This window comes from Rhizobium sp. SG741 (genome assembly GCF_012275435.1).
GTDB classification, from domain to species: Bacteria; Pseudomonadota; Alphaproteobacteria; order Rhizobiales; family Rhizobiaceae; genus Rhizobium; species Rhizobium lusitanum.
On record NZ_JAAZQP010000017.1, the window covers coordinates 11,337 to 36,182 of the forward strand.

Below are 24,846 nucleotides of genomic sequence, written 5' to 3' on the forward strand. Positions count from 1 at the left end.
GGTGGGCGAGATCGTCTATTTCTCCAGCAGATCTGAGAACACCCATCGCTTCGTTGCCAAGCTTGCCTTGCCGGCCGCTCGCATTCCGCTCGGCGCGGGTGAAGAGCTTCGAGCGGCCCGTCCTTACGTTCTCATTGTCCCTACCTATTGTGGTGAAGGGGGCAAGGGTGCCGTGCCCAAGCAGGTGATCCGCTTCCTCAACGATGCGGATAACCGTTCAAACATCCGCGGGGTCATTGCCGCGGGCAACAGCAACTTCGGGGCGACGTTTGGTATCGCCGGCGACATCATCTCCACCAAATGCCAGGTGCCGTTTCTCTATCGGTTCGAGCTTTTGGGCACGGAAGAGGATGTCGTGAATGTCAGACACGGATTGGAACGATTTTGGACACGCTAAGCTCTTCTTTGTCGCGGCACGCCGCCGAAAAACCGCTTCACACTTTTTCTCATCCCGCGAGCGACCGGCCATCGAAGGTCACGGAAACGGCGTTGGACTATCACGCCCTCAACGCCATGCTGAACCTCTATGACGAGCAGGGTAGTATCCAACTCGACAAGGACCGCTTGGCGGCCAAGCAGTACTTCCTCCAGCATGTCAACCAGAACACGGTGTTCTTCCACAACCTGCGGGAGAAGCTCGATTACCTAGTGACGGAGGGTTACTACGAGCGGGAGGTGCTGGACCAATATTCCTTCAACTTCGTGCGCGATCTCTTCGATCATGCCTATGCGAAGAAGTTCCGTTTTCCGACGTTCCTCGGCGCTTTCAAATATTACACCAGCTACACGCTGAAGACCTTTGACGGAAAGCGCTATCTGGAGCGCTATGAGGACCGCGTCTGTATGGTAGCCTTGGCGCTGGCGCGCGGCAGCGAGCAGCTTGCCCATAACATGGTGGACGAGATCATTTCCGGCCGCTTCCAGCCGGCGACGCCGACTTTCCTCAACGCAGGCAAGAAGCAGCGCGGCGAGCTGGTTTCCTGCTTCCTGCTGCGCGTCGAAGACAACATGGAATCGATCGGCCGCGCCATCAATTCCGCGCTGCAGCTTTCCAAGCGCGGCGGCGGCGTGGCGCTGTCGCTCACCAACATCCGCGAGGCCGGCGCGCCGATCAAGCACATCGAGAACCAGTCTTCCGGCATCATCCCGGTGATGAAGCTGCTCGAAGACTCCTTCTCCTACGCCAACCAGCTCGGAGCCAGGCAGGGCGCGGGCGCCGTTTATCTTAACGCCCATCACCCTGATATCATGCGCTTCCTCGACACCAAGCGCGAGAATGCCGACGAGAAGATCCGTATCAAGACGCTGTCGCTCGGTGTCGTCATTCCCGACATCACCTTCGAGCTCGCGAAGAACAATGACGACATGTATCTGTTCTCGCCTTATGACGTGGAGCGCGTCTATGGCGTGCCTTTCACGGAAATATCGGTGACGGAAAAGTACCGCGAGATGGTGGCCGACAGCCGCATCCGCAAGAAGAAGATCAAGGCGCGCGACTTCTTCCAGGTGATTGCCGAAATCCAGTTCGAGAGCGGCTATCCCTACATCATGTTCGAGGACACGGTGAACCGCGCCAACCCCATTGCCGGCCGCATTACCATGAGCAATCTCTGCTCGGAAATCCTGCAGGTGAGCGAAGCGAGCGAATACAGCGACGACCTTTCCTACACGCATATGGGCAAGGACATCTCCTGCAATCTCGGCTCCCTCAACATCGCAGCCGCGATGGACAGCCCCGATTTCGGCAAGACGATCGAAATGTCGATCCGCGCGCTGACGGCAGTCTCCGACATGAGCCATATCTCGTCGGTGCCTTCGATCGAAAAGGGCAATGACGACAGCCACGCCATCGGCCTCGGCCAGATGAACCTGCACGGCTATCTTGCCCGCGAGCGCATCTTCTACGGCTCCGAGGAAGGCGTCGATTTCACCAACATCTATTTCTATACTGTGACCTATCACGCCATCCGTGCCTCGAACCTCCTAGCGGTCGAGCGCGGGCAGAGCTTCAAGGGCTTCGAGAACTCGAAATACGCCTCCGGCGAATACTTCGCCAAATATACCGATCAGGCGTGGGCGCCCGCGACCGAACGTGTGGCCGAACTATTCGAAACGGCCGGCATCGCCATCCCGACGCAGAAGGACTGGGCGGAGCTGAAGCAGGCCGTAATGAAGGGCGGCCTTTATAACCAGAACCTGCAGGCCGTGCCTCCCACAGGTTCGATCTCCTATATCAACCACTCGACTTCTTCGATCCATCCGATCGTCTCCAAGATCGAAATCCGCAAGGAAGGCAAGATCGGCCGCGTCTATTATCCGGCCGCCTTCATGACCAACGACAATCTCGATTATTATCAGGACGCCTACGAGATCGGGCCGGAAAAGATCATCGACACCTATGCGGCCGCCACCCAGCATGTCGATCAGGGCCTGTCCCTGACGCTGTTCTTCCGCGACACGGCAACCACGCGCGACATCAACAAGGCGCAGATCTACGCCTGGAAGAAGGGCATCAAGACCATCTACTACATCCGCCTTCGCCAGATGGCGCTGTCCGGCACCGAGGTGCAGGGCTGCGTTTCCTGCGCCCTTTGATTTCCGGTTTGAAAAGGACATTTCCGTGAACATGCAATTCAAGCCGGTAAGCCGTATCCGCGCCATCAACTGGAACCGTATCGAGGACGACAAGGATCTCGAGGTCTGGAACCGCCTGACCGGAAATTTCTGGTTGCCCGAAAAGGTGCCATTGTCGAACGACATCCCGTCCTGGGCAACCCTGAAGCCGGAGGAGCAGCAGCTCACCATCCGCGTCTTCACTGGCCTGACCCTGCTCGACACGATCCAGAACGGAGTAGGCTCCGTGAAGCTGATGGCCGACGCCGCCACGCCGCATGAAGAGGCGGTGCTGTCGAACATCTCCTTCATGGAGGCCGTGCACGCTCGATCCTACTCATCGATCTTCTCGACGCTCTGCTCGACGCCGGATGTCGACGATGCCTATCGCTGGTCGGAAGAGAACGAATTCCTGCAGCGCAAGTCGACGCTGATCATGGAGCAATATGCTTCCGGTGATCCGCTGAAGAAGAAGGTCGCCAGCGTCTTCCTCGAAAGTTTTCTGTTCTATTCGGGCTTCTACCTGCCGATGTTCTGGTCGAGCCGTGCCAAGCTCACCAACACCGCCGACATGATCCGCCTCATCATCCGCGATGAGGCGGTGCATGGCTATTACATCGGCTACAAGTTCCAGCGTGGGCTTGAGCGGCTGCCGGAGGAGCGCCGGCAGGAGATCAAGGACTTCGCCTTCGACCTCCTGCTCGAACTCTATGATAACGAGGCTAGGTACACCGAGTCACTCTATGACGGTGTCGGCTTGACCGAAGACGTCAAGAAGTTCCTGCACTACAACGCCAACAAGGCGCTGATGAACCTTGGCTACGAGGCGCTCTTTCCCGCGGAGGCTTGCAAGGTCAATCCGGCGATCCTCTCGGCGTTGTCGCCGAATGCGGACGAGAACCACGACTTTTTCTCCGGCTCCGGCTCGTCCTATGTGATCGGGAAGGCAGTCGCGACCGAAGATGAAGACTGGAATTTCTAGGACTGGGTGATCCGTCCGCACGGCGTCGGGGGTCGCCCTGACGCCGTGGGCCTACTCGGACGCCGGTTTCCCGCCGGCCGCTCCCGGCAAGCCGAAAGCCTGTTGGAAGTAGTTCCGAAATGCCTGCATCGCAGGCGTCAAGGCGTTACCCGCACGCCATGCAAGTCCCACGTCCATGGCCGGTACGGTTTCCTGGATGTTGATCGTCTCGATGCGGCGGCCTTCGAGCGACCACGGCCGATATACCATGTCGGAGAGGATGGCGACGCCCTGGTTGTTCGCGACCATGGACCGAACGGCTTCCACCGATGAAGTGCGAAGCGTGACATTCGGTTGGTAGGGGGTCTTGCTCCAATATTTGAGCGATGACTGGGCGGCTTCGTCCACCGTCAGCATGATGTAGGGCTCTTGCGATATTTCCTGCAGCCCCACGCCCTTTCGCCGCAGCAGGTGATGTTGCGCCGGAACCCAGAGCCTGCGCACCGAGCTCAACAGCGTCTCTGTCGTGATCATCGGGTTGAGAATGTTCGAGGTGAGCAGGACGGAAAGGTCGTAGCGGTTGGTCAGCAAACCTTCCTCGATCGATTCCCTGTTCAGTTCATAGAGTTGCACCCGCAGTTTCGGGAAGAGCCGGCGTATCCGCTCGATGTGCATCGGCAGGAAATAGCCGATCACCGTGTAGGTGGCCGCGACGACCAGTTCGCCCTCGACATCGGTGTTGATGAAGTTGAGTTGCATCGCCTCGTCGATCTTGGCGAGGATCTCGTAGGCATGCGACAGGAACTGCCGTCCTGACGAGGTCAATTCCATCCCCTGCGCCGTGCGGGCGAAGAGCGGAACGCCGACGATCTGCTCGAGTTCCTTGATGGCCGCGGTTATGGCGGATTGAGAAATATTCTGGCTGATCGCCGCCTGGGAAACCTGCCCATATTCTGCGGTCGCGACGAAATAGCGAAGCTGGCGAATGCTGAGAGCCACCGAACCGTCCCTCCAATAAATTCAGATTGCTGCACTGCAAAAATGAATAATGCTGGTCAAAACTGCATCATCTTCAAGAGCAATTTTTGAGCATGCCTTGTAACTATATATTTTATCGCGATTTTTTCCGCATCACTCCGACGCATCATTATCATATTTTCAGATATTACTGCTCAAAAGAATCTATTTTTCAAGCTGCCAATTAGACCCTACCGTACTGATGAGGAAGGCGCCCGCCGAGGGATGCCTTCGGTACCGATCTACCAGTGAGGATGGCGGGTTTGAAGCGAACGGTGGATATCAACTGTGATATGGGGGAGGCGTTCGGCCGGTGGCGTATCGGCGATACCAGCGATGAGCACCTCATAGCGCATATAAGCTCCGCCAACATAGCGGCGGGCTTTCATGCCGGCGATCCCAATCTCATCAATGACACGGTAAAACTAGCCGCTGAGCACGGCGTCGCGGTCGGCGCGCACCCGGGATACAACGACCTGCAAGGTTTCGGACGCCGAAAGATCTCGGGCAGCAACAAGGAAATCGTCAACGACATCGTCTACCAGGTCGGTGCGCTTCGCGAGTTCTGCAGGCGTCACGGCACCAGCATGCAGCATGTCAAGCCGCATGGCGCTCTCTACATGGAGCTTGCAGCCAATCCGGAGCTGTCGGACGCTTTCATCGAGTACATGCGCACGACCGCACCCAATGCGCCCATTTTCTGCATGTGGAACTCAGCGACCTACGAGGCTGCCAAGCTGCTCGGCCATCCGGTCGTCAGGGAACTCTACGCTGATCGCGATTACGACGACAATGGCTGGATCGTCTTTACCCGCGATGCCGGGCGGCCCGATCCCAAGGCGATCGCCAGGAAGGTCTTGCGCGCCTGCACCGAAGGAAAAGTGCGCACCGTCCAGGGAAGAGACATCCCAATCGAATTTGAATCCATCTGCTTCCATTCCGATACGCTCGGAGCGTTGGATATCGTCCGCGAGATGCGCGAGGCGTTGGTGGCCGAAGGAATTCGGATCGCGCCTGTTTCCCAGATATTAGAACAGCAAAAATGAGGGGCTATCATGAGCAAAGCTGAAATCAGATCACCGCTGCCTGGCACCTTCTACAGGGCCTCGTCGCCGGATGCTCCTCCATTCAAGGCCGATGGTCAGGACGTCGCGGAAAGTGACATCGTCGGCGTAATCGAAGTCATGAAGACCTTTCATGAGATCCCGGCGGGGCTTTCCGGAAGGAACATCACCTTCCTCATCGACAACGAAGAGCCGATCATGGCCGGCCAGGTCATCGCGGAGGTAGAACAGTGACGATCAGCTCCGTTCTCATCGCCAATCGCGGCGAAATCGCGGTTCGCATCATCAAGGCCGCCAAGGCCCTCGGTATCCGCACGGTGCAGGTGCACAGCGCCGCCGATGCCGATATGCTGGCGGTGCGGCTGGCGGACGAGGCGATCAATATCGGACCGCCGGCGCCGAAGAAATCCTATCTCAACATCGAGGCCGTCATCGCGGCTGCCAAGGCCGCGAATGTCGATGCGGTGCATCCCGGCTATGGCTTCCTATCGGAGAATGGCGATTTCGCCGATGCCGTCGCGGCGGCCGGTTTGACGTTCATTGGCCCGAGTGGCGATGCCATTCGCCTGCTCGGAGACAAGGTTGCGGCGCGCGAGGTTGCCAAGCGCGCCGGCGTGCCGACCGTGCCCGGCAGCGGCGGGCGCATTTTCGATCTCGCTGAGGCTCACGAGATTGCCGAGCGTATAGGCTTCCCGGTGATGATCAAGGCCGCCGCCGGCGGTGGCGGCCGCGGCATCCGCATCGTGGAATCGCTTGCGGATCTCGACAAGCAGTTTCCGCTTGCCGCGGCTGAAGCGCTGGCCGCTTTCGGCGATGGCGGTCTTTATATCGAGAAGGTCATTTCCCGTGCGCGTCATGTCGAGGTGCAGATCTTCGGCGATGGGGAGAATTTCATCCATCTCCATGAGCGTGAATGCTCGTTGCAGCGCCGCCGTCAAAAGGTCTGGGAGGAGGCCCCGTCGCTCCTGCTGCCGCAGATCGTGCGCCAGAAGCTCTGCGAGAGTGCCGTCGCGCTGGCAAGAGAGGTTGGGTACAAGGGCGCCGGCACGGTCGAATATCTCTACGACGAAGATAGCAGCGAATTCTATTTCATCGAGGTCAACACGCGCATCCAGGTCGAGCATCCGGTGACCGAGATGATCACAGGCGTCGATCTTGTCCAGGAGATGTTCAGGGTCGCCGGCGGCGCGCCGCTTTCCGTCACGCAGGACGATATCCGCCCGCGCGGACATGCCATCGAATGCCGCATCAACGCCGAGGATCCCTTCAAGGGTTTCGCGCCGGCTCCAGGGCTTGTCGGGCGCCTGGTGGTTCCCGAGGGAGACGGCATCCGCTTCGATACCATGCTCTACGAAGGCTATACCGTTCCGCCCTTCTATGATTCCCTGCTGGGCAAGCTCATTGTCTGGGGTGAGACAAGAGGCGAATGCCTGATAAGGCTTGGTCGAGCGCTCGACAACCTTGTGATCGAGGGGCTGGCGACGACCATTCCGCTGCATCAGGCACTCGTCCGCTCTTCGGCCGTGCAAATTGCGGCCTTCCATACGCGCTTCCTGGAAGGGTGGCTTGAAACCGAATTCTCTCCCAAAAATCATATTCGATCGGAGGTCGCCTGATGCCCGCGCGCTATAGTTTCGGAGGGGATGAACACCTCTTCATCGAATGCAGCGATGAGATGTCGCTGGAAGCCTTCTTCAAGAGCCTGTCGATGGCAACAGCCGTGCGGGAAAGCCAGATCAAGGGCGTCACCGAGATCTGCCCCGCCAATGCCTCGTTTCAGGTCAAGTTCAACCCGGATATCATCAAGCCCGACGACATGCTGAAGGAAGTCAGGGCGATCGAGGTCGATGCCGAAAAGGCCGAGCCCGTGCTCAAGACGCGGATCGTCGAAATCCCCGTCTTCTACAACGATCCCTGGACCCATGAGACCTTGATGCGCTTTCGCGAGCGGCACCAGGAGCCTGAGGGCACCGATCTCGACTACGCCGCCAGGATCAATGGCTACGATGCCGTCGGCAGCTTCATAGAGGCCCATCACGGCTCGCCGTGGTTCGTTTCCATGGTCGGCTTCGTCGCCGGCCTTCCCTTCATGTATCAGATGGTCGAGCGTCAGCGGCAGATCGAGGTGCCGAAATATCTGCGCCCGAGAACCGATACGCCGCGGCTGACGGTCGGCCATGGCGGTTGCTTCGGCTGCATCTATTCGGTGCGCGGCGCCGGCGGCTATCAGATGTTCGGCATCACGCCCATGCCGATCTTCGATTCCAGCCAGACGACGAGCTATCTCCGCGATTTCATGGTCTTTTTCCGCCCGGGCGACATCGTGAAGTTCAAGCCTATCGATCGTGCCGCCTATGACCAGGCGGTCGAGGATGTCGACAGGGGCAGGTTTTCGCCGCCGATCCGCGAGGTCACTTTCGATCTTCGCGAATTCGAGAAGGACATCGACGACTACAACACCAAGCTGGAGGGCACGCTCTATGCCCATTAAGGTCATACATCACGGCGTTTCCACCAGCGTTCAGGATCTCGGCCGCCCGGGCTATTTTCATCTGGGCATTCCGATGGGCGGCGCCATGGATCGCTACGCGTTGCGGGCAGCCAACCTTTTGGTCGGCAACGACGAGGGTGCGGCCGGCCTCGAGGCGGTCTTCATGGGGCCGAAGCTCGAGTTCACGCAAGACGCGCTCGTCGCTGTCACCGGTGCGGACATGCCCGCCAAGCTCGATGGTGAACCGGTCCCCGGCTGGACTGCTTTCAAAGTGAAGAGCGGTCAGGTCCTGACCTTCGATTTTCTGAAGTCCGGCGCCCGCATCTACATCGCGGTTGCCGGCGGCATCGATGTGCCGATCGCCCTTGGCAGCCGGTCGACCTATCCGATCGGCGCACTTGGCGGCTACAAAGGCAGGGCGCTTGCGCCGGGAGACGAACTGCCGGTCGGCCAAGGCGGCCTTGACGGCGAGGGGCGCACCATTGCTGAGGACCTGCGCCGCAAACCGGGAGCGCCGGCGGAACTTCGCGTGCTGCCGGGCCTCTACTGGGACAGGCTGACGGACGCGGCGAAGGCGAACTTCTTTGCCGACACCTGGAAGGTGGCGCCGGAGGCCGATCGCATGGGATATCGCTTTCGCGGCGGTCGCAAGATCGAGTTCGTCGAGCGCAAGCAGTCGTTCGGAGCGGGCTCCGATCCGTCCAACATCGTCGACAGCTGCTATCCCTATGGTTCCATCCAGATCCCGAGCGGCACGGAGCCAATCATCCTGCATCGTGATGCGGTCTCGGGCGGCGGCTATTTCATGGTCGGCACCGTGATTTCAGCCGACATGGATCTGATCGGGCAGCTTCAGCCGCATACGCCGACACGATTCATCGAGGTTTCGATGGACGAGGCCTTGGCTGCACGAAAGCACCGGGCTTCGCTGCTCGCCAAGCTCAGATCCACGTTTAACTGAGCATCTGCCCGTTTCGGCTTCTAAACTGCCAATGGGTGCGTCATCCAAGAGCTCGCAAGACAAATACACCGGCCCTTGATAGGGCCGGCATTTTCATCGTTGCACAACGAGGCCGTAACCCGCTCTTACTTGTTCAACGCATCCTTCAGCGCCTTGGCCGGCGTGAAGGTGAGCTTCTTTGCGGCGGCCACCTTGATGGTCGCGCCGGTCGATGGATTGCGTGCTTCCCGTGCCGGCGTGTCCTTGACCTTGAACTTGCCAAAGCCCGGGATCGATGTCTCGGCGCCGGAGGTTGCAGCTCCGGTGATGGCGGCGAAGACGGCTTCGACGACAGCCTTGCTCTGAGCCTTTGTCAGCTTGTGATCTGCGGCAATCTTGTCTGCGATTTCGTTGGTGGTGGTCATCATGCTTCCCCCGGGTTGTTTACGGTTGAATCATTTCCATCGTAATCGCCCAATGTCACGAGCTGCCCGGGTCTCAGAGGGCTCATACACCGGCATTTCCACAATTTCCGATGGGAAGAGCCTCATTTTCGGGCTTTTCCCTACTGGTTCCAGGAGATGCGGTGCCGCTTGTTGTTCTGTCGCGACACCTCCTTCTTTCTACTTTTGCTGATTCTTCCCTCCGGGCACGCACCACGGCGGTCTCGCCAAAAGGCATAATCTGGATGGACAAAATGATGGATCAATCACGTCTCGATCCGCGTTATGCCAGCGATGCTGGTCATGGGGCCGGTGACGGTATAGATGCCTCATGATGACAAATAACGGGAACAAGCAATGGAAGACGCGATCAAGATAGATAACCGCGGTGACTTCGGTCTGTGGGCCATCGAAGTTGCAAAGCAGATCGTCAGTGAGCAAGGTTTCGGCCTCGCCAAGGCAGCCCGAGATGGTACGGACGAAGATGTCCGCGTAGCCGGCGGCGCCCTCGGGCAGGCGATCACCAACGCGCTCATGGAAGTCTACGATGGTTTGCTCGATGGTGCGGATGAAGACTAGGCCGGAGCGCTGGCATCCCGCTGCCAGCGAGGGGCCGAATGCTCACGCATCATGGTCGATGCGCGGGCGGAGCCGGGAAATCCAGAACGCTGTTCGTGTAGGTTTCGACCAGCGTGCTGAATGGTGTACCATCCGGCAACTTCAGCACTGCGCGATGTTCGAGAAGAAACGGGGGCAGCGTCAGTTGTCCCGTGCCGGCGGACGGCAGATCGGCTTTCATCTCCCACCCTTCGGGAAGAGGTGACCAAAGCAATTTGGCTGACAGGTTCGTGCGGGTGAAGTTGAGTGACTGAACGGCTCGGCCAAAGGCGATATCGGATGTGTTCAGCGCTTCGTTCATGTCAGCCGTCAGTTTTGCCGGCACATACCAATTATCGGCTTCCGACAGGACGCGATCGCCACAGGCGAGACGAACGCGACGATAGGCAATCGGAACATCCGGCCCCACAGCCAGCAGCTCACGGATATGGGCGTCGGCCGGCTTATCCTGCCCATGCACGCGCTGCGCCAGGATCTTGGAGCCCGCCGGCGCAAGCTTATGCGAGGCACACCAGCGGTCGAGCGTCAAAGTGGCGCTGGCATTGCTGAGGAGATTGGCATTCAGCGTCTGGAGGACTGCAAGGGCTTCCACCCGCGATGTCGGGGTGTCGGGCCATTGCGACGGAGCGGCTGAATCCTGAGCCATCAAAGCGTGGGCCGACAGCATGGCGGCCGCGGAGCCGGCAAGAGCTGCGACCCGGACGAATGTCGAAAGGCGAAAAGGCATGGGAAAGGAAATCCTCTATATGAATATGTCTTGTCGATCAGAATTGACGCATCTAACCTCTTGAAAGGCCATGCTTGCAAGCTCAATGGCGGCATAGATGGAGAGGGCTTTCCCGGCGGCAAGGTCCAGAGCGAACAATGGTCTCGATCGTGGCAATGAGTGGCGCAGTGTAGCGAACGACCAGACCCACGACCATCGGCGTCGACCGAGGCACCGCCGGAAGCCGCCCTTGGCGATCTGCGCCGCCACAAGGGCAAGCGCGCTTCCGTACACCACCAACACTCAAAAGCGCCTGAATGCCAAAAGGCACGGGATCGCCATAGGTGGTGACGCACCGGACAAGGTTGCTTTTCGCGACTGTGATAACGACGCAGTCCTTATCGAAGGCGCGTATTTTCTGGCGGCTCTGTTCCAGTGCCAACTTACAATCGCTATTTGGCATCCCCATATGATCGACAGATTGTCTTTCTGCCCAATGACAGGAGAACCAATGTTCAGTGCAGTTCCGCGTTTCGCCAAGATCGCAGCCATCGTCGTCCTCGCTGCCGCATCGTGCCTTGCGAGCTTTAGCGATGCTGATGCTCGCCGTGCTGGCTCCAGCGGATTCGGCAGCCGCGGAACCAGGACTTTCGACACGCCTGCCATTACGCGGACAGCGCCAACCCAGGCCGCTCCGATCGACCGGACGATGACACCCCAGACGCAGACCGCGACGCAGCCGCCGATCAACGCGCAGCCTCGTCCCGGCCTTTTTGGCGGCTTCGGCGGGTCGATGATCGGCGGATTGATCGCCGGCGGCTTGCTTGGCATGCTGATCGGTCATGGTTTCGGCGGCGGCTTCGGCTTCCTCGGCATGCTGCTGCAGATCGGCCTGATCATCGCGGCGATAAGCTTTGCCATGCGCTTCTTCGCTAACCGCCAAAGAACGAACTATGCGGCATCGGCGCCGGGCACATCCTATAACACAAACAGCATGAATGCTTCGCAGCGTCCCTCCTTCTCGATCCCTCCGATCGGTGGCAGCGCGGCGAACGCGAAGCCGGCGGCGCGGCAGGCGAATGACGAGATCGGGCTGAAGCAGCCCGATCTCGAACGCTTCGAGCAGCTTCTCACCAAAATTCAAACGGCCTACGGGTCGGAGGATTACGCCACGCTGCGCCAGCTGAGCACACCCGAAGCCATGTCCTATCTTGCCGAGGAGCTTGGCGAGAACGCGACCAATGGCGTCCGCAACAGCGTTTCCGATGTTCGCCTGTTGCAGGGCGATATCGCCGAAGCCTGGCGCGAGGACAGTGCCGAATACGCGACGCTCGCCATGCGCTATTCGAGCATCGACGCGATGGTCGATCGTACGACGGGAAAGCTCGTGGATGGCGACGATCGCAATCCCTCGGAAACCACCGAGATCTGGACCTTCGTGCGCAGGCCGGGTTCGGACTGGAAGCTCTCCGCGATCCAGGGGACAGGGCCTCACGGCGCCTGAACCCGCATTCGGCAAAGATTGCCCTCGCGAAAGATCGAGGGCAATCGCTGGCGCTTGTCGAAGAGATCTACCCACTCTCCCAAAGCGCTTCAGCAACTCCTCGATGAAGACCTTCAAGCCGGCACCTTGGTGTCTGCGTCGGACTTGCTGCGAACCGAATGAGGGAGGACGGGCCCTATCGGGCTACCCTTTGGAATCTCCCAAGACACTCATGAGACGAATGTGGAAACGATACCGCATCCGTCTTGACTCATCGGATGAGTCCATTAATCTCAATGTGGAAACGTTACCATACTGGGGAGGAACTGGATGAAATCCGCGCGGCTCAACCGCCTTTTTGGCGTGTCCGGCAATTGCTTCGATGTCGCCATCGATCATGGCATGTTCAATGAACGGACCTTCCTCGCCGGCATCGAGGACATGAAGACGGCCGTCCAGGTGATCGCCGACGCCGCCCCCGATGCCATCCAGCTTCCACCGGGGACCGCGCCACTCTTGCAGGCGATCCCCGGCAAGCATCGCCCGGCGTTGGTCCTGCGCACGGATATCGCCAACATCTATGGCAATCCCCTGCCATCAGCGCTGTTTTCCGAAATGATCGACCGCGCGGTGGAGCAGGGCGTGGCGCTCGACGCGGCCTGCGTCGTCGTCAATCTCCTGATGCTACCGAACCAGCCAGAAGTCTATCGTGCCTGCGTGCGCAACGTGAATAGCCTGAAGCGTGAATGCGAGATCTATGGCATGCCGCTGATGGTGGAGCCGCTGGTCATGCAGGATAATTCCAAGGGCGCTTACATGGTCGATGGTGCGATCGACAAAATCCTGCCTCTGGTGCGTCAGGCCGCCGAACTCGGCGCCGATATCATCAAGGCTGACCCGTGCGATAATGTCGAGGAATATCACCGTGTCATCGAGATCGCCCAGGGCCTTCCGGTGCTGGTGCGCGGCGGTGGGCGCGTTTCTGATCAGGAAATCCTGAGCCGCACCAAGCAGCTGATGGGGCAGGGCGCGCGCGGCATCGTCTATGGCCGCAACGTCATCCAGCACCAAAATCCTGCGGGCATGACGCGCGCCTTGATGGCGATCGTCCATGACGGTGCTTCCGTAGAGGAAGCCTCGCGGCATCTCGCCTGACGCATTCTGGGAGGAATGGACATGACAAGGGTATTCCGCTTCGGCGTCATCGGTTGCGGCCTGATGGGGCGCGAATTCGCAAGTGCCGCGGCGCGCTGGCTGCATCTTGCCGACGTGAAGGCGCGACCGGAAATCGTCGCTGTCTGCGACACCAATGCGACGCTGCTCGACTGGTTCAGGGATCACGTGCCGACCGTGCGCCAGTTTACCGGCGACTATAAGGAGCTTCTGGCCAATCCAGAGATCGATGCGATCTATTGCGCGGTGCCGCATGTGCTGCACCAGCAATTCTATATCGATATCTTGAAGGCCGGAAAGCATCTGCTCGGCGAAAAGCCCTTCGGCATGGATGCGGCCCAGAACCGCGAGATCATGACGGTTCTTGCCGAACACCCGGACCTTCTGGTTCGCTGCTCGTCGGAAATGCCTTTCTTCCCCGGTGCACAGAAGGTCATCGCGCTTGCGGAAAGCGGCGAGATGGGCGACCTCCTCGAGGTCGAGGCCGGTTTCCTGCACTCCTCTGACATTGACCGGCAGAAGCCGATTAATTGGAAGCGCATGGCTGAGATCAACGGCGAATATGGCTGCATGGGCGATCTTGGCATGCATGTCCTGCACGTGCCGTTGCGGCTCGGCTGGCGCCCGACGACCCTGCATGCGCAACTCGTCAAGAAGGTCACCGAGCGTCCTGACGGCAAGGGCGGAATGGTGCCTTGCACCACCTGGGACAATGCGACCATCAGCACGCGCGTGCGCGCCGGGGATCAGGATTTCCCGATGGTACTCAAAACGTGGCGCATCGCGCCGGGCGAATCCAACACCTGGTACATCCGTATTCTCGGCATGAAGAAGAGCGCCTTCTTCAGCACCAAGTCGCCGCGCCAGTGGCAATGGATGGATTATACCGGCGGCACGCAGGCCTGGAGCACCGAGGACCTCGGCTATGGCTCGCTGTTTCCGGCCATAACGGGCAAGATTTTCGAGTTCGGTTTTGCCGATGCCATCCAGCAGATGTGGGCTGCCTTCGTCGATGAGCTGGCAGGCGGGAACGCCAACGGCTTTGGCTGCGCCACCCCGGCCGAAGCGCAGGCACATCACGCGGTGCTGACGGCGGCTCTCAAATCCGGTCGCGAGAACATCGTGGTGCCGGTCGACTATGAGGGGGCGGCGATCTGATGAAGCGCTCGGAGATCAACGCAGCGCTGCTGCGGGCAATGAAGACCCTCAAGCACTGGCGGTGGGCGCTGCCGGAGTGGGGATATTGGACTGCGGCGGAGTTCGCCGCCGATCCGCAGGCGACGGCCTATCTGCGCGCCCATCAACTGGGCTGGGACGTCACCGATTTCGGCTCGGGCCGGTTTGCCGAATGCGGTCTGGTGCTGTTCTGCCTGCGCAACGGCATCGTTAGCGTCGAGGGCGAGCGCACGTATGCGGAAAAACTCCTCTTCGTAGAGGAAGGCCAGGTAACGCCGACCCATCGTCATGCAGCGAAGATGGAAGACATCATCAATCGAGCCGGCGGCGATCTCGTCATCGAATTCGCCGCGGCCGACGCCGACGGCAATGTGCTGAAGGACGATGTCACCGTTCCGCTGGACGGACTGCCGCGCAAGCTCGCGGCATGGGAACCGCTGGTTCTTTCACCCGGCCAGAGCGTGACGATCCGCACCGGGCTCTATCATCGTTTCTACGGCAGAAGAGGCGGTGGCCCCGTCCTCGTCGGCGAGGTCAGCCAGGTCAACGACGACAATAGCGATAACTTCTTCCTGGATCCGATCGGGCGCTTTGCCGCGATCGAGGAGGATGAACCACCTCTCAGACCCTTGTGGAACGAGGCAGGCTGATGATGCGGACAGGGGAGGAGGTTCGCGGCAGCGAAAGGCAGGATAAGGGCGGCATCGTTTGCGCGGGAAATTTCATCGTCGACCGCGTTCACACACTGTCCTACTGGCCGAAACAGGGTAATCTCGCTCATATCCTGCATCAGGATCTGGGCGTAGGGGGCGGAGCCGCCAATGTGGTCACCGACCTCGCCTCGCTCGGCTTTCCTGGAAAGCTGGCGGCAGCGGGATGTGTCGGCGCCGATATTGACGGAGAGATCGTCAAGTCGCGCCTGGTCGATGCCGGCATCGATGTCGGCGGGCTGATGGTGCTGTCCGACCGGGCGACGGCGCACACCCATGTCATGAATGTGCCGGGTGAGAACCGCACTTTCTTCTATCACGGCGGTGCCAACGATGCGGTCACCGATGCGCTCGTCTTCCCCGAGGTCTTCGCGAGCGCCGGTTACCGGCTGTTCTATCTCGGTTATCTGATGCTGTTGCCCGGTCTCGACCGGCTCGGTCCGGACGGCCGCTCGGGAGCGTCGCGCCTGCTTGAAGCCGCCCGTCGAGCGGGCCTTACGACCTGTGTGGATTTCGTATCGAGCGAGGATCCGGAATTCGCCGCCAAGGTCGGTGCTTCGCTGCCATATTGCGATTTCCTGATCATCAATGAGGTCGAGGCGGGTCGTGCAACCGGCGTGGCTGTGCGCGATGCGCGGGGAGACCTGATCGAAGCGGGAATTCTGACTGCGGGCGAGCGTCTGCTTGCGGCGGGTGTGGCCAAGGGCGCCGTCATCCATGCGCCGGAGATCTGCTTCTGGTTTGCGCCTGGCGCTTCGCCTGTCGTCACACGTTCGCGGCCCGTCAATCCGAGCGACATTGTCAGCACCGTCGGTGCCGGCGACGCCTTTTGCGCCGCCGTGCTTTACGGCCTGCACGAGAACTGGCCGGTCGGGCGCATCTGCGCCGTTGCCCACGCCGCCGCCGCCCGCTGCCTGGGAGGCGCGACGGCGACGGATGGCATCCCCGACATGGCGATCCTCGTCGATGATGCGAAGGAAATGCACCCGGCATTTACGGCATAGAGCATCGCTCATCAGGTCGTCAGCATTGTTGGCGATTGATGGTAGTGTACCGTGGGGATTGGCTCATCATGCGGCGATGATCAACGGAATCTGAGGGTTGGAGGAGAAGAATGAGGGCCGTACGCTTGGAATCGATCGGGTCCATGATCATGCGCACCGTTGAGAAACCGGTTGCCCTACCTGGCGAGCTCATCGTCCGGGTTCTGGCTGCCGGCATCTGCGGCTCCGATCGTCACATGTACAAGGGCGAGTATCCGACAGCGATCCCCGTTACCTTGGGACATGAATTCTGCGGCATCGTGGAGGAGGTCGGCGATGGAATCCCATCATTTGCCGGCGGAGAACTCGTCACCGTGGACCCGAATATCGCCTGCGGCACCTGTGCGGCCTGCCGGCGCGGGCGACCGAACCTGTGCGCAAGGCTGACGGCCATCGGGGTGACACGCGACGGCGGCTTTGCGGACTATGTGGCGGTGCCGTGCGGTCAGGCATTCACGCTGCCGTCCGATCTCGATCCCGTGCATGGCGCCTTCTGCGAACCGCTCGCCTGCTGCATTCACGCCATCGACAAGGCAGACATCCGACCGGGCGATAGCGTCGCCATCCTGGGCGGAGGTGTGATCGGCCTGCTCATGGTGCAATTGGCCCGCCTGGCCGGCGCCAGCCAGGTGATCCTGATCACGCGACAGCTATCGAGGCGCGAGGCTGCGCTGCGCCTGGGCGCCACGCACGCCTTCGATCCAGCATCTTCGGATACGGTCGCTTCCGTTCGAGATGCTACCCAAGGCGGCGCAGACGTCGTCATCGAGTGTGCCGGTGTCGCCGACACCTTGCAGACCGGTCTGAGGATGACGCGGCGCGGCGGCACTTTCGTGCTGTTCGGCGTGACGCCGGCCGGCATCGAAGTGCCCGTTCTGCCCTTCGACCTGCTCGTCAACGAGGTTGATGTCAGGCCGGCCTATCTCAACCCGTTCACGCATTCCCGGGCCGCGGCAATGGTCGCGAGCGGAGCGCTCGAATTGGACTCCCTGGTGACCAAAGCCATAGGCCTCGAAGAGGTTGCAGGCGTAGTCGGCAGCGCGCCATTGCCGGGCGAAATCAAGGTCATCGTGCGACCCTAGCTTTAGGAAATCACCGGTCTATCTTGCCGGTCGCGTACATGCCGCTCGCCTCAGCCGCGGACAGGTCCCGTGGAATCGCGTTCGATCAGCGTCACGGGGATCTTGACGACTATACCCTGTCGCGGCTCGTGCCCCGCTTGCTGCTCCTCGATCAACGCCTTCAATCGCTGCGCCGCCCGCTCACCGACCTCGCGGATCGGCTGCGCGACGGTGGTCAATCGCGGAAAGACATAGGCAGCTTCCGGCAAGTCGTCGAAGCCGATCACCGAATAGTCGCGCGGAACGGAAAAGCCGCGATCCTGGACGGCATGGATGACTGCGATCGCCGAAATATCGGTTGTGCCGACGATCGCCGTCACTTCCGGCCGGGACGTGAGCAATTCACGCGCAAGCTCATAGGTTGCCGCAAAGCTATGCTCCTCCGCCATCGCCACCACGGCAGGCGTGATTCCGTCCTTCGCCATTTCCGCCCTCATGCCCTCAAGGCGAAGCTGGACGGGTTGGCTATGCGCGGGCGCGCCGACAATGGCGATCGACCGGTGGCCGAGACCGATCAGATGGCGCGCCATCAGCCGCCCGCCTTCCTCATGATCGGCCATGACGGCATCGTTTGCGATCCCGCCCAGTTCGCGGTCGATGGCGACGATCGGAATATCGGCATCGCGCAGCGCCTCGAAATGCTCGATACTGCCGAAGGCGCTGGCCACGATGACGCCGTCGATGCGCTGGGACAGCAGCATGGAAATGTAGCGCGCCTCGTGCTCCATGTTTTCCGCCGTGCTGCAGATCAGCGTCTGGTAGCCGTGCCGGAACAATTCCTGCTCGATGGCATGGGCGAGAATCCCAAAGAAAGGCACGTCGATCGACGGCAGCATCAGCCCTATCATCCGGCTCGGCGCACCCCGCAGCATGCGCGCGCCCTTGCTCGGTGTGTAGTTCAGCGTGCGGATCGCGGCTTCCACGCGTTGCCTGAGCTCCGGGGAGGCGTAGCCGCTGTTGTTGAGCACGCGCGAGACCGAAGAGACCGATGTTCCTGCAAGCTTGGCGATATGTCTGATACTGGTCGTCACTTGCTCGCATTTCTTTGTCTGGCGGCCGATCATTCCGCAGATGGTTGTAGATGTTCAACTCTATGTCGGCACCGACTAAATCACCGGCGGCACGTCGCATCAAGCGCAATAGGGGCGATCATTGACAGCGATCGGCAACGTCGGCGTCGATCCTATCAGGTATGCGCAAAGAGCCTCAGGCTCTTTTATCATCCGCAAACATCCTTATCTCAGCGCTACGCAATATCTGTTGGGGCGCGATGTGCTTTTTCATCCAGATCGACTTTCATTTGGCATCGTCCTGCCGGCGCAACCGCGAACCTCTGCCGATGTCGAGTTCGATGCCCAGTTGAAGCTTGCAAGCCATGCGGACGAATTGAGTTTCGATGCGCTCTGGGTCCGGGATGTGCCGCTGAACAGCGAAAGCTATCCGGATCCGGTCGGACACGCCGATCCCTGGGTCTTCCTTGGAGCACTGGCGGCGGTCACTTCGAACATCGGCCTGGCGACAGGCGCGATCGTTCTGCCTTTGAGACATCCTCTGCACATTGCCAAGGCCGCGCTTTCGGTGGCGCTCCTCTCGCAGGGGCGGCTCGTTCTTGGTCTTGGGTCGGGAGACAGACCGACGGAATACGAGGTATTCGGGAAAGATCTGGAGAAGCGGAAGTCGATCTTTCAGGACAATTGGGAGCGTCTGGCTGCCGTGCTTCGCCCGGATCAGGAGATATTGGACGAGAACGGCCAGGCGCGAAGAGAATTCGCCGTCAGACCGAGGTTGCAACAAGCACCCATTCCTTTGGTGGCTGTCGGTTCGTCGTCGCAGTCGCTCGAATGGATCGCCCGGCATGCGACCGCATGGATGACATATTACAGGCAATTGCCCGTCCAAAGGGACCGGCTGACGCTTTGGCATAATGCCCAGGCGAAAGTGACGACGGAATTCCGCGGCTTCGGCCAGTCGATGGTGCTGGAGCTCGTCGATAGGCCCGATGCGGCCTACGAAGAGATAAATCTCGGCGGCAGAACGGGCAGGCGAGGGCTGATCGGCGCGCTATCGGCCATGCGTGAAGCCGGTATCCATCACGTCGCGTTCAATCTCGTTTCGGGAGATAGGCCGCCACACGACGTCATGGACGAAATCGCCGGGGATGTGATGCCCGCTTTGAGCTAGGCCGCACGGCCGGCGCTACTGGCACCGGCATTTATAAGATTTTTATATCTTCCGCATTCCCGCCGTCTCGAACCTTAATGCGGTTTGGGCGCATGTTATACGGCGAAGATACACGCGAGGTGATCTTCTCTCTGTGCGGAAATAAAAGAGGCGCTCTCACCAAGAGCGCCCTGCATGGTTTTCGCAATCAACAAGAACAATCAAGGAATCGCGATCGATGATGGACATTATTCTTGTCGGGATCGGCGTTTTATTTTTCCTCCTCTGTGTCGCTTACACCAAGGCCTGCGACAGCCTCTAGTCGGAGAGACGGCAATGCTTCTCGATTACATTCTCGGTGGCGGCGTGACTCTTTTTCTCACCGCCTACCTGATTTACGCTCTCATTCGCCCCGAGCGCTTCTAATTCCATAGCGCTGGATAGGGAAAGTTACCCCCATGACCTTCAACGGATGGCTTCAGATCCTCATTTACATCGGGATCCTTCTTCTGCTCGTCAAACCGCTCGGCGGTTACATGACGCGTGTCTTCACCGGCGAGCGCACATTTCTTTCTTATGTCCTCGGTCCGTTGGAACGGGGACTTTATCGTCTCGCCGGCACGAATGAGCGCGAAGAGCAGCACTGGACGACCTATTCGATCTCCATGATTCTGTTCAGCCTCGCCGGCTTCTTCGTGCTCTATATCCTGCAGCGCTTCCAGGCCAGCCTGCCTTATAATCCGGCAGGCATGACCTCGATCGGCCCGGAGCTTTCGTTCAACAACGCCGCGAGCTTCGTGACCAACACCAACTGGCAGAATTACGGCGGCGAAAGCACGATGTCCTATCTCGTGCAGATGGCCGGTTTTACTGTCCAGAATTTCGCCTCCGCCGCCACCGGTATTGCGCTCGCCATTGCGCTGATCCGCGCCTTCTCTCGCGCTTCCGGCAAGGCGATCGGCAATTTCTGGGTCGATTTGACCAGGGCGACGCTCTATGTGCTGCTGCCGATCTGTATCGTTCTGACGCTGGTGTTCGTCTATCTCGGCGTGCCGCAGACGCTCGGGCCCTATGTCAATGCCACGACGCTTGAGGGCGCGCAGCAGACAATTGCCGTCGGCCCGGTCGCCTCGCAGCTTGCCATCAAGATGCTCGGCACCAATGGCGGCGGCTTCTTCAATGCCAACTCCGCCCATCCTTTCGAAAACCCAGATGCGATCTCCAATCTGATCCAGATGCTGGCGATCTTCGCGATCGGCGCTGCGCTGACCAACGTCTTCGGACGCATGGTCGGCAATCAGCGTCAGGGCTGGGCAATCCTCGGTGCCATGGGCGTGCTGTTCATCGCCGGCGTCATCGTCACCTATTGGGCTGAAGCTGCCGGCAATCCGCTGGTGCATGCGCTCGGCGTCCAGGGCGGCAATATGGAAGGCAAGGAAGTCCGCTTCGGCATCACGCTGTCGTCGCTCTTCGCGGTCATTACCACGGCGGCGTCCTGCGGTGCGGTCAATGCCATGCATGGCAGCTTCACAGCGATCGGCGGCATGATCCCGTTGATCAACCTGCAGCTCGGCGAAGTCATCGTTGGCGGCGTCGGTGCCGGCTTCTACGGCATCCTGATGTTCGTCATCATCGCCATCTTCGTTGCCGGCCTGATGGTCGGGCGTACGCCGGAATATCTCGGCAAGAAGATCGAGGCCAAGGAAGTCAAGATGGCGATGCTTGCCGTCCTGTGCCTGCCCTTCGGCATGTTGATCTTCACGGCGATCTCGGTCGTGCTGCCGTCGGCCGTGGCCTCCATCGGCAATCCCGGTCCGCACGGCTTCTCGGAAATCCTCTATGCCTACAGCTCGGCGGCGGCAAACAACGGCTCGGCCTTCGGAGGTCTCTCCGGCAACACGCCCTGGTATAACGTCACCCTCGCTATCGTCATGCTGATCGGCCGCTTCTTCGTCATTGTGCCGGCGCTTGCGATTGCCGGTTCGTTGATCACCAAGAAGACAGTCCCGGCTTCCGCTGGCACCTTCCCGACGGATGGTCCGCTCTTCGTCGGCCTGCTGGTCGGCACGATCCTGATCGTCGGTGGCCTGACTTTCTTCCCGGCGCTCGCGCTCGGACCGATCGTCGAACATCTGTCGATGATCGCAGGCCAGGCCTTTTAAAGGATTGATGTCATGAGCGGTTCGCTTTTGACCAAGCTTAGAAAAGTTATCGATCCACGCCCCTTCGACAGGGGGCGTGGCCCAGCCGGGACGACCTGTGCCTCCGACGCCATTCTCTTGGCGATGGTCACCCTGTTCCTCGGCCTCGTCGTCTTCGGATTCTTAATCGGCTGATCGGTGCGTTCCGATCTGACGTTTTCCTCTTCACGCTGGAGCCTCTTATGAGCCAGTTAAAATCAGCGAGTATTCTGGATTCTCGCATCCTCGTTCCGGCGGTCGGCGCTGCTTTCAAGAAGCTGAACCCGCGCACGCTTGCCAAGAACCCCGTCATGTTCGTGGTCGCGGTCGTTTCGGCATTGACGACCGTTCTCTTTCTGCGCGACCTCCTCACCGGCGGCGACAATCTCGCCTTCTCCCTGCAGATCAATATCTGGCTGTGGTTCACGGTGCTGTTTGCCAACTTCGCCGAGGCGGTCGCCGAAGGCCGCGGCAAGGCGCAGGCGGATTCGCTGCGCAAATCGCGCACCGAAACCCAGGCAAAGCTTCTGGGTGGCAGCAGCCGCACCGACTACAAGATGGTGCCGGGCACCAGCCTGAAAGTCGGTGACGTTGTGCTCGTCGAAGCAGGCGACATCATCCCGTCGGACGGCGAAGTCATCGAAGGCGTGGCCTCGGTCAACGAGGCGGCGATCACTGGTGAATCGGCCCCGGTGATCCGCGAATCCGGCGGCGATCGCTCCGCGGTGACAGGCGGCACGCAAGTGCTGTCGGACGAGATCCGCGTGCGCATCACGGCAGCAGCCGGCTCAACCTTCATCGACCGCATGATCGCACTCGTAGAAGGCGCCGAACGGCAGAAAACGCCGAACGAGATCGCGCTCAATATCCTGCTCGCCGGCATGACACTGATCTTCGTGCTCGCCACGGTGACGATCCCGAGCTTTGCGGCCTATGCCGGCGGCTCCATCCAGACGGTCGTGCTCGTCGCCCTGTTCGTGACGCTGATCCCGACCACCATCGGCGCGCTGCTGTCGGCCATCGGTATCGCCGGCATGGACCGCCTGGTACGCTTCAACGTGCTCGCCATGTCCGGCCGCGCCGTCGAGGCTGCCGGCGACGTCGACACGCTGCTGCTCGACAAAACAGGTACGATCACGCTTGGCAACCGCCAGGCAACCGCCTTTCGCCCGGTTCGGGGTGTGAGTGAACAGGATCTGGCCGACGCGGCGCAGCTCGCCTCGCTTGCCGACGAAACGCCTGAGGGACGCTCCATCGTCGTGCTCGCCAAGGAGAAGTATGCGATCCGTGGCCGTGATATGACGAGCCTGAAGGCAACCTTCGTGCCCTTCACGGCCCAGACGCGCATGAGTGGTGTCGACCTCGAAGGTTCGTCGATCCGCAAGGGTGCGGTCGATGCGGTGCTTGCCTATGTGGACGGTGCTGCCAATGGCGGCAGCGATGGCACCGCGGTGATCTCGCGCACTACCAGCGAGACGCTCCGTGAGCTGCAGTCGATCGCCGACGAGATCGCCAAGGCCGGCGGCACGCCGCTGGCGGTTGCCCGCGATGGTCGTCTCCTTGGCGTCATCCACCTCAAGGATATCATCAAGGGCGGCATCCGCGAGCGCTTTGCAGAATTGCGCCGCATGGGTATCCGCACCGTGATGATCACGGGCGACAATCCGCTGACGGCGGCCGCCATCGCCGCGGAAGCCGGCGTGGATGACTTCCTCGCCCAGGCGACGCCGGAAATGAAGCTGGCGTTGATGCGCGAAGAGCAAGCCAAGGGCAAGCTCGTCGCCATGTGCGGCGACGGCACGAACGACGCCCCGGCACTTGCCCAGGCCGACGTCGGTGTCGCCATGAACACCGGCACGGTCGCTGCACGCGAAGCCGGCAACATGGTCGATCTCGACAGCGACCCGACGAAGCTGATCGAGATCGTCGAAATCGGCAAGCAATTGCTGATGACCCGCGGCGCGCTCACCACCTTCTCGATCGCCAACGATATCGCGAAGTACTTCGCCATCATTCCGGCGATGTTCATCGCCTTCTATCCGCAGCTGAAGGCGCTGAACATCATGGGGCTGGCGACCCCGCAAAGCGCCATTCTTTCGGCCATTATCTTCAATGCCTTGATCATCGTTGCGCTGATCCCGCTGTCGCTGAAGGGTGTTCGCTATCGCCCGATCGGCGCCGGTGCGCTGCTCAGCCGTAACCTGCTGATCTACGGCGCTGGCGGTATCATCGTTCCCTTCATCGGCATCAAGGCCATCGACATGGCGATTACCGCCATGGGCCTCGTTTAAGGAGCTTTTCCATGCTGAATCAAATCAGACCGGCCATCGTCATGATCGTGGTCACCACCGCCGTGACAGGCCTTCTCTATCCGATCGCCATGACGGGCGCCGCCCAGGCGCTCTTCCCCAACCAGGCAAACGGCAGCCTGGTGGAGAAGGACGGCAAGGTGATCGGCTCGGCCCTCATCGGCCAGAGCTTCACCAGTGACCGCTACTTCCATGGCCGCCCGTCGGCGACAACCGGTGCAGACCCGAACGATGCAACCAAAACAGTTGCCGCACCCTACAACGCCGTCAATTCCATGGGCTCCAATCTCGGCCCGACCAGTGCGAGCCTGATCACCCGCATCAAGGGCGACGTAGCGACCTTGCAGGCGCAGAACCCGAACATGCCGGTTCCGATGGATCTGGTGACCACCTCCGGCAGCGGTCTCGATCCGGATATCTCGCCTGATGACGCCTACTTCCAGATCCCGCGCGTCGCCAAGGCTCGCAACATGGATGAGGCAAAGCTCCGCACGATCGTCGACGCCACAGTCGAGGGGCGCGAGCTCGGTGTTCTCGGTGAGCCAGTCGTCAACGTCCTGGCATTGAACCGCGCGCTCGATGCTTCTATGAATCAATAAGTTGAGCAGGTTGAGACGGCGGCTGCCGTCTCAACCTCG

At 60.3% G+C, this 24,846-nt stretch carries 25 protein-coding genes; 21 read left to right on the top strand and 4 right to left on the bottom strand.

Going from position 1 to position 24,846, the window contains the following annotated elements; all coding sequences use genetic code 11:
• The first annotated feature begins 1 nt into the window (after nt 1).
• The 3 genes from nrdI to nrdF are packed head-to-tail and all read left to right on the top strand — an operon-like array spanning nt 2 to nt 3,595.
• On the top strand, nt 2-397 hold the full coding sequence (nrdI, locus tag FHT29_RS30350) for a class Ib ribonucleoside-diphosphate reductase assembly flavoprotein NrdI (protein WP_168595872.1): 396 nt from the start codon (nt 2-4) through the stop codon (nt 395-397).
• Nucleotides 385-2,595, top strand: coding sequence for a class 1b ribonucleoside-diphosphate reductase subunit alpha (gene nrdE / locus FHT29_RS30355; protein ID WP_168600847.1), 2,211 nt, complete (start codon nt 385-387; stop codon nt 2,593-2,595). Before nrdI ends, nrdE begins: the two co-directional genes overlap by 13 nt.
• A gap of 25 nt (nt 2,596-2,620) precedes the next feature.
• A complete protein-coding gene (gene nrdF / locus FHT29_RS30360; RefSeq protein ID WP_047555831.1) occupies nt 2,621-3,595 on the top strand; it encodes a class 1b ribonucleoside-diphosphate reductase subunit beta in 975 nt (324 codons plus the stop codon).
• 51 nt (nt 3,596-3,646) lie between these two features.
• Here nrdF and FHT29_RS30365 read toward each other — a convergent pair whose 3' ends face one another.
• Nucleotides 3,647-4,573 (bottom strand): LysR family transcriptional regulator, encoded by a 927-nt coding sequence (locus FHT29_RS30365; RefSeq protein WP_168600848.1) that lies wholly within the window; start codon nt 4,571-4,573, stop codon nt 3,647-3,649.
• Between the two features lie 281 nt (nt 4,574-4,854).
• Between FHT29_RS30365 and FHT29_RS30370 the strand changes: the two genes are divergently transcribed.
• The 5 genes from FHT29_RS30370 to FHT29_RS30390 are packed head-to-tail and all read left to right on the top strand — an operon-like array spanning nt 4,855 to nt 9,107.
• Nucleotides 4,855-5,637: a 5-oxoprolinase subunit PxpA gene (locus FHT29_RS30370; protein ID WP_168600849.1), complete on the top strand. Its 783-nt coding sequence runs from the start codon at nt 4,855-4,857 to the stop codon at nt 5,635-5,637.
• A gap of 9 nt (nt 5,638-5,646) precedes the next feature.
• Nucleotides 5,647-5,889, top strand: coding sequence for an acetyl-CoA carboxylase (locus tag FHT29_RS30375; RefSeq protein ID WP_037191710.1), 243 nt, complete (start codon nt 5,647-5,649; stop codon nt 5,887-5,889).
• Nucleotides 5,886-7,271 (top strand): acetyl-CoA carboxylase biotin carboxylase subunit, encoded by a 1,386-nt coding sequence (locus FHT29_RS30380; protein ID WP_047640876.1) that lies wholly within the window; start codon nt 5,886-5,888, stop codon nt 7,269-7,271. The genes FHT29_RS30375 and FHT29_RS30380 overlap by 4 nt, the downstream gene beginning before the upstream one ends.
• Nucleotides 7,271-8,146: a carboxyltransferase domain-containing protein gene (locus FHT29_RS30385; RefSeq protein WP_168600850.1), complete on the top strand. Its 876-nt coding sequence runs from the start codon at nt 7,271-7,273 to the stop codon at nt 8,144-8,146. The genes FHT29_RS30380 and FHT29_RS30385 overlap by 1 nt, the downstream gene beginning before the upstream one ends.
• The gene (locus FHT29_RS30390) at nt 8,136-9,107 is read left to right on the top strand and encodes a biotin-dependent carboxyltransferase family protein (RefSeq protein ID WP_047555467.1); all 972 of its coding nucleotides are present in this window, start codon (nt 8,136-8,138) and stop codon (nt 9,105-9,107) included. The genes FHT29_RS30385 and FHT29_RS30390 overlap by 11 nt, the downstream gene beginning before the upstream one ends.
• Before the next feature lie 125 nt (nt 9,108-9,232).
• Here the strand turns inward: FHT29_RS30390 and FHT29_RS30395 are convergent, their stop codons facing one another.
• Nucleotides 9,233-9,511 carry an HU family DNA-binding protein gene (locus FHT29_RS30395; RefSeq protein WP_037192047.1) on the bottom strand — a complete coding sequence of 93 codons (279 nt, stop codon included), beginning with the start codon at nt 9,509-9,511 and terminating at the stop codon, nt 9,233-9,235.
• Nucleotides 9,512-9,886: 375 nt separating this feature from the next.
• Between FHT29_RS30395 and FHT29_RS30400 the strand changes: the two genes are divergently transcribed.
• Nucleotides 9,887-10,108 (top strand): hypothetical protein, encoded by a 222-nt coding sequence (locus tag FHT29_RS30400; protein WP_037191705.1) that lies wholly within the window; start codon nt 9,887-9,889, stop codon nt 10,106-10,108.
• Between the two features lie 49 nt (nt 10,109-10,157).
• Here FHT29_RS30400 and FHT29_RS30405 read toward each other — a convergent pair whose 3' ends face one another.
• Nucleotides 10,158-10,874 (bottom strand): hypothetical protein, encoded by a 717-nt coding sequence (locus FHT29_RS30405; protein WP_168600851.1) that lies wholly within the window; start codon nt 10,872-10,874, stop codon nt 10,158-10,160.
• Between the two features lie 490 nt (nt 10,875-11,364).
• On the opposite strand from FHT29_RS30405, the gene FHT29_RS30410 reads away from it, so the two are divergent.
• The 6 genes from FHT29_RS30410 (at nt 11,365) to FHT29_RS30435 (ending at nt 17,520) form a co-directional block, all read left to right on the top strand.
• Entirely contained in the window at nt 11,365-12,357 is a 993-nt protein-coding gene (locus tag FHT29_RS30410) for a Tim44 domain-containing protein (protein WP_168600852.1), read from the top strand.
• Nucleotides 12,358-12,666: 309 nt separating this feature from the next.
• Complete coding sequence (locus tag FHT29_RS30415; RefSeq protein WP_047640870.1) at nt 12,667-13,491, top strand: aldolase; 825 nt, start codon at nt 12,667-12,669, stop codon at nt 13,489-13,491.
• A gap of 21 nt (nt 13,492-13,512) precedes the next feature.
• Nucleotides 13,513-14,667 (top strand): Gfo/Idh/MocA family oxidoreductase, encoded by a 1,155-nt coding sequence (locus FHT29_RS30420; RefSeq protein ID WP_047555836.1) that lies wholly within the window; start codon nt 13,513-13,515, stop codon nt 14,665-14,667.
• Complete coding sequence (locus FHT29_RS30425; protein WP_168600853.1) at nt 14,667-15,335, top strand: D-lyxose/D-mannose family sugar isomerase; 669 nt, start codon at nt 14,667-14,669, stop codon at nt 15,333-15,335. Before FHT29_RS30420 ends, FHT29_RS30425 begins: the two co-directional genes overlap by 1 nt.
• A 2-nt stretch (nt 15,336-15,337) precedes the next feature.
• The gene (locus tag FHT29_RS30430) at nt 15,338-16,399 is read left to right on the top strand and encodes a carbohydrate kinase family protein (RefSeq protein WP_168600901.1); all 1,062 of its coding nucleotides are present in this window, start codon (nt 15,338-15,340) and stop codon (nt 16,397-16,399) included.
• Nucleotides 16,400-16,509: 110 nt separating this feature from the next.
• The gene (locus FHT29_RS30435) at nt 16,510-17,520 is read left to right on the top strand and encodes a zinc-dependent alcohol dehydrogenase family protein (protein ID WP_047555472.1); all 1,011 of its coding nucleotides are present in this window, start codon (nt 16,510-16,512) and stop codon (nt 17,518-17,520) included.
• A gap of 50 nt (nt 17,521-17,570) precedes the next feature.
• On the opposite strand, the gene FHT29_RS30440 is transcribed toward FHT29_RS30435, so the two are convergent.
• Nucleotides 17,571-18,590, bottom strand: a complete 1,020-nt coding sequence (locus FHT29_RS30440) for a LacI family DNA-binding transcriptional regulator (protein ID WP_047555473.1) — start codon at nt 18,588-18,590, stop codon at nt 17,571-17,573.
• A gap of 241 nt (nt 18,591-18,831) precedes the next feature.
• Here FHT29_RS30440 and FHT29_RS30445 point away from each other — a divergent pair, with 241 nt between their 5' ends.
• From FHT29_RS30445 to FHT29_RS30470, 6 genes are all read left to right on the top strand, one after another.
• Nucleotides 18,832-19,740: a TIGR03571 family LLM class oxidoreductase gene (locus tag FHT29_RS30445; protein ID WP_168600854.1), complete on the top strand. Its 909-nt coding sequence runs from the start codon at nt 18,832-18,834 to the stop codon at nt 19,738-19,740.
• A 315-nt stretch (nt 19,741-20,055) separates the two neighbouring features.
• The gene (gene kdpF / locus FHT29_RS30450; RefSeq protein ID WP_034509905.1) at nt 20,056-20,145 is read left to right on the top strand and encodes a K(+)-transporting ATPase subunit F; all 90 of its coding nucleotides are present in this window, start codon (nt 20,056-20,058) and stop codon (nt 20,143-20,145) included.
• Between the two features lie 32 nt (nt 20,146-20,177).
• Nucleotides 20,178-21,881, top strand: coding sequence for a potassium-transporting ATPase subunit KdpA (gene kdpA / locus FHT29_RS30455; protein WP_037191684.1), 1,704 nt, complete (start codon nt 20,178-20,180; stop codon nt 21,879-21,881).
• 12 nt (nt 21,882-21,893) lie between these two features.
• Nucleotides 21,894-22,055, top strand: a complete 162-nt coding sequence (locus tag FHT29_RS30460) for a hypothetical protein (RefSeq protein WP_156143622.1) — start codon at nt 21,894-21,896, stop codon at nt 22,053-22,055.
• A gap of 47 nt (nt 22,056-22,102) precedes the next feature.
• A complete protein-coding gene (kdpB, locus tag FHT29_RS30465) occupies nt 22,103-24,190 on the top strand; it encodes a potassium-transporting ATPase subunit KdpB (RefSeq protein ID WP_168600855.1) in 2,088 nt (695 codons plus the stop codon).
• Between the two features lie 11 nt (nt 24,191-24,201).
• Nucleotides 24,202-24,807 carry a K(+)-transporting ATPase subunit C gene (locus FHT29_RS30470; RefSeq protein ID WP_047555476.1) on the top strand — a complete coding sequence of 202 codons (606 nt, stop codon included), beginning with the start codon at nt 24,202-24,204 and terminating at the stop codon, nt 24,805-24,807.
• Nucleotides 24,808-24,846 lie beyond the last annotated feature (39 nt).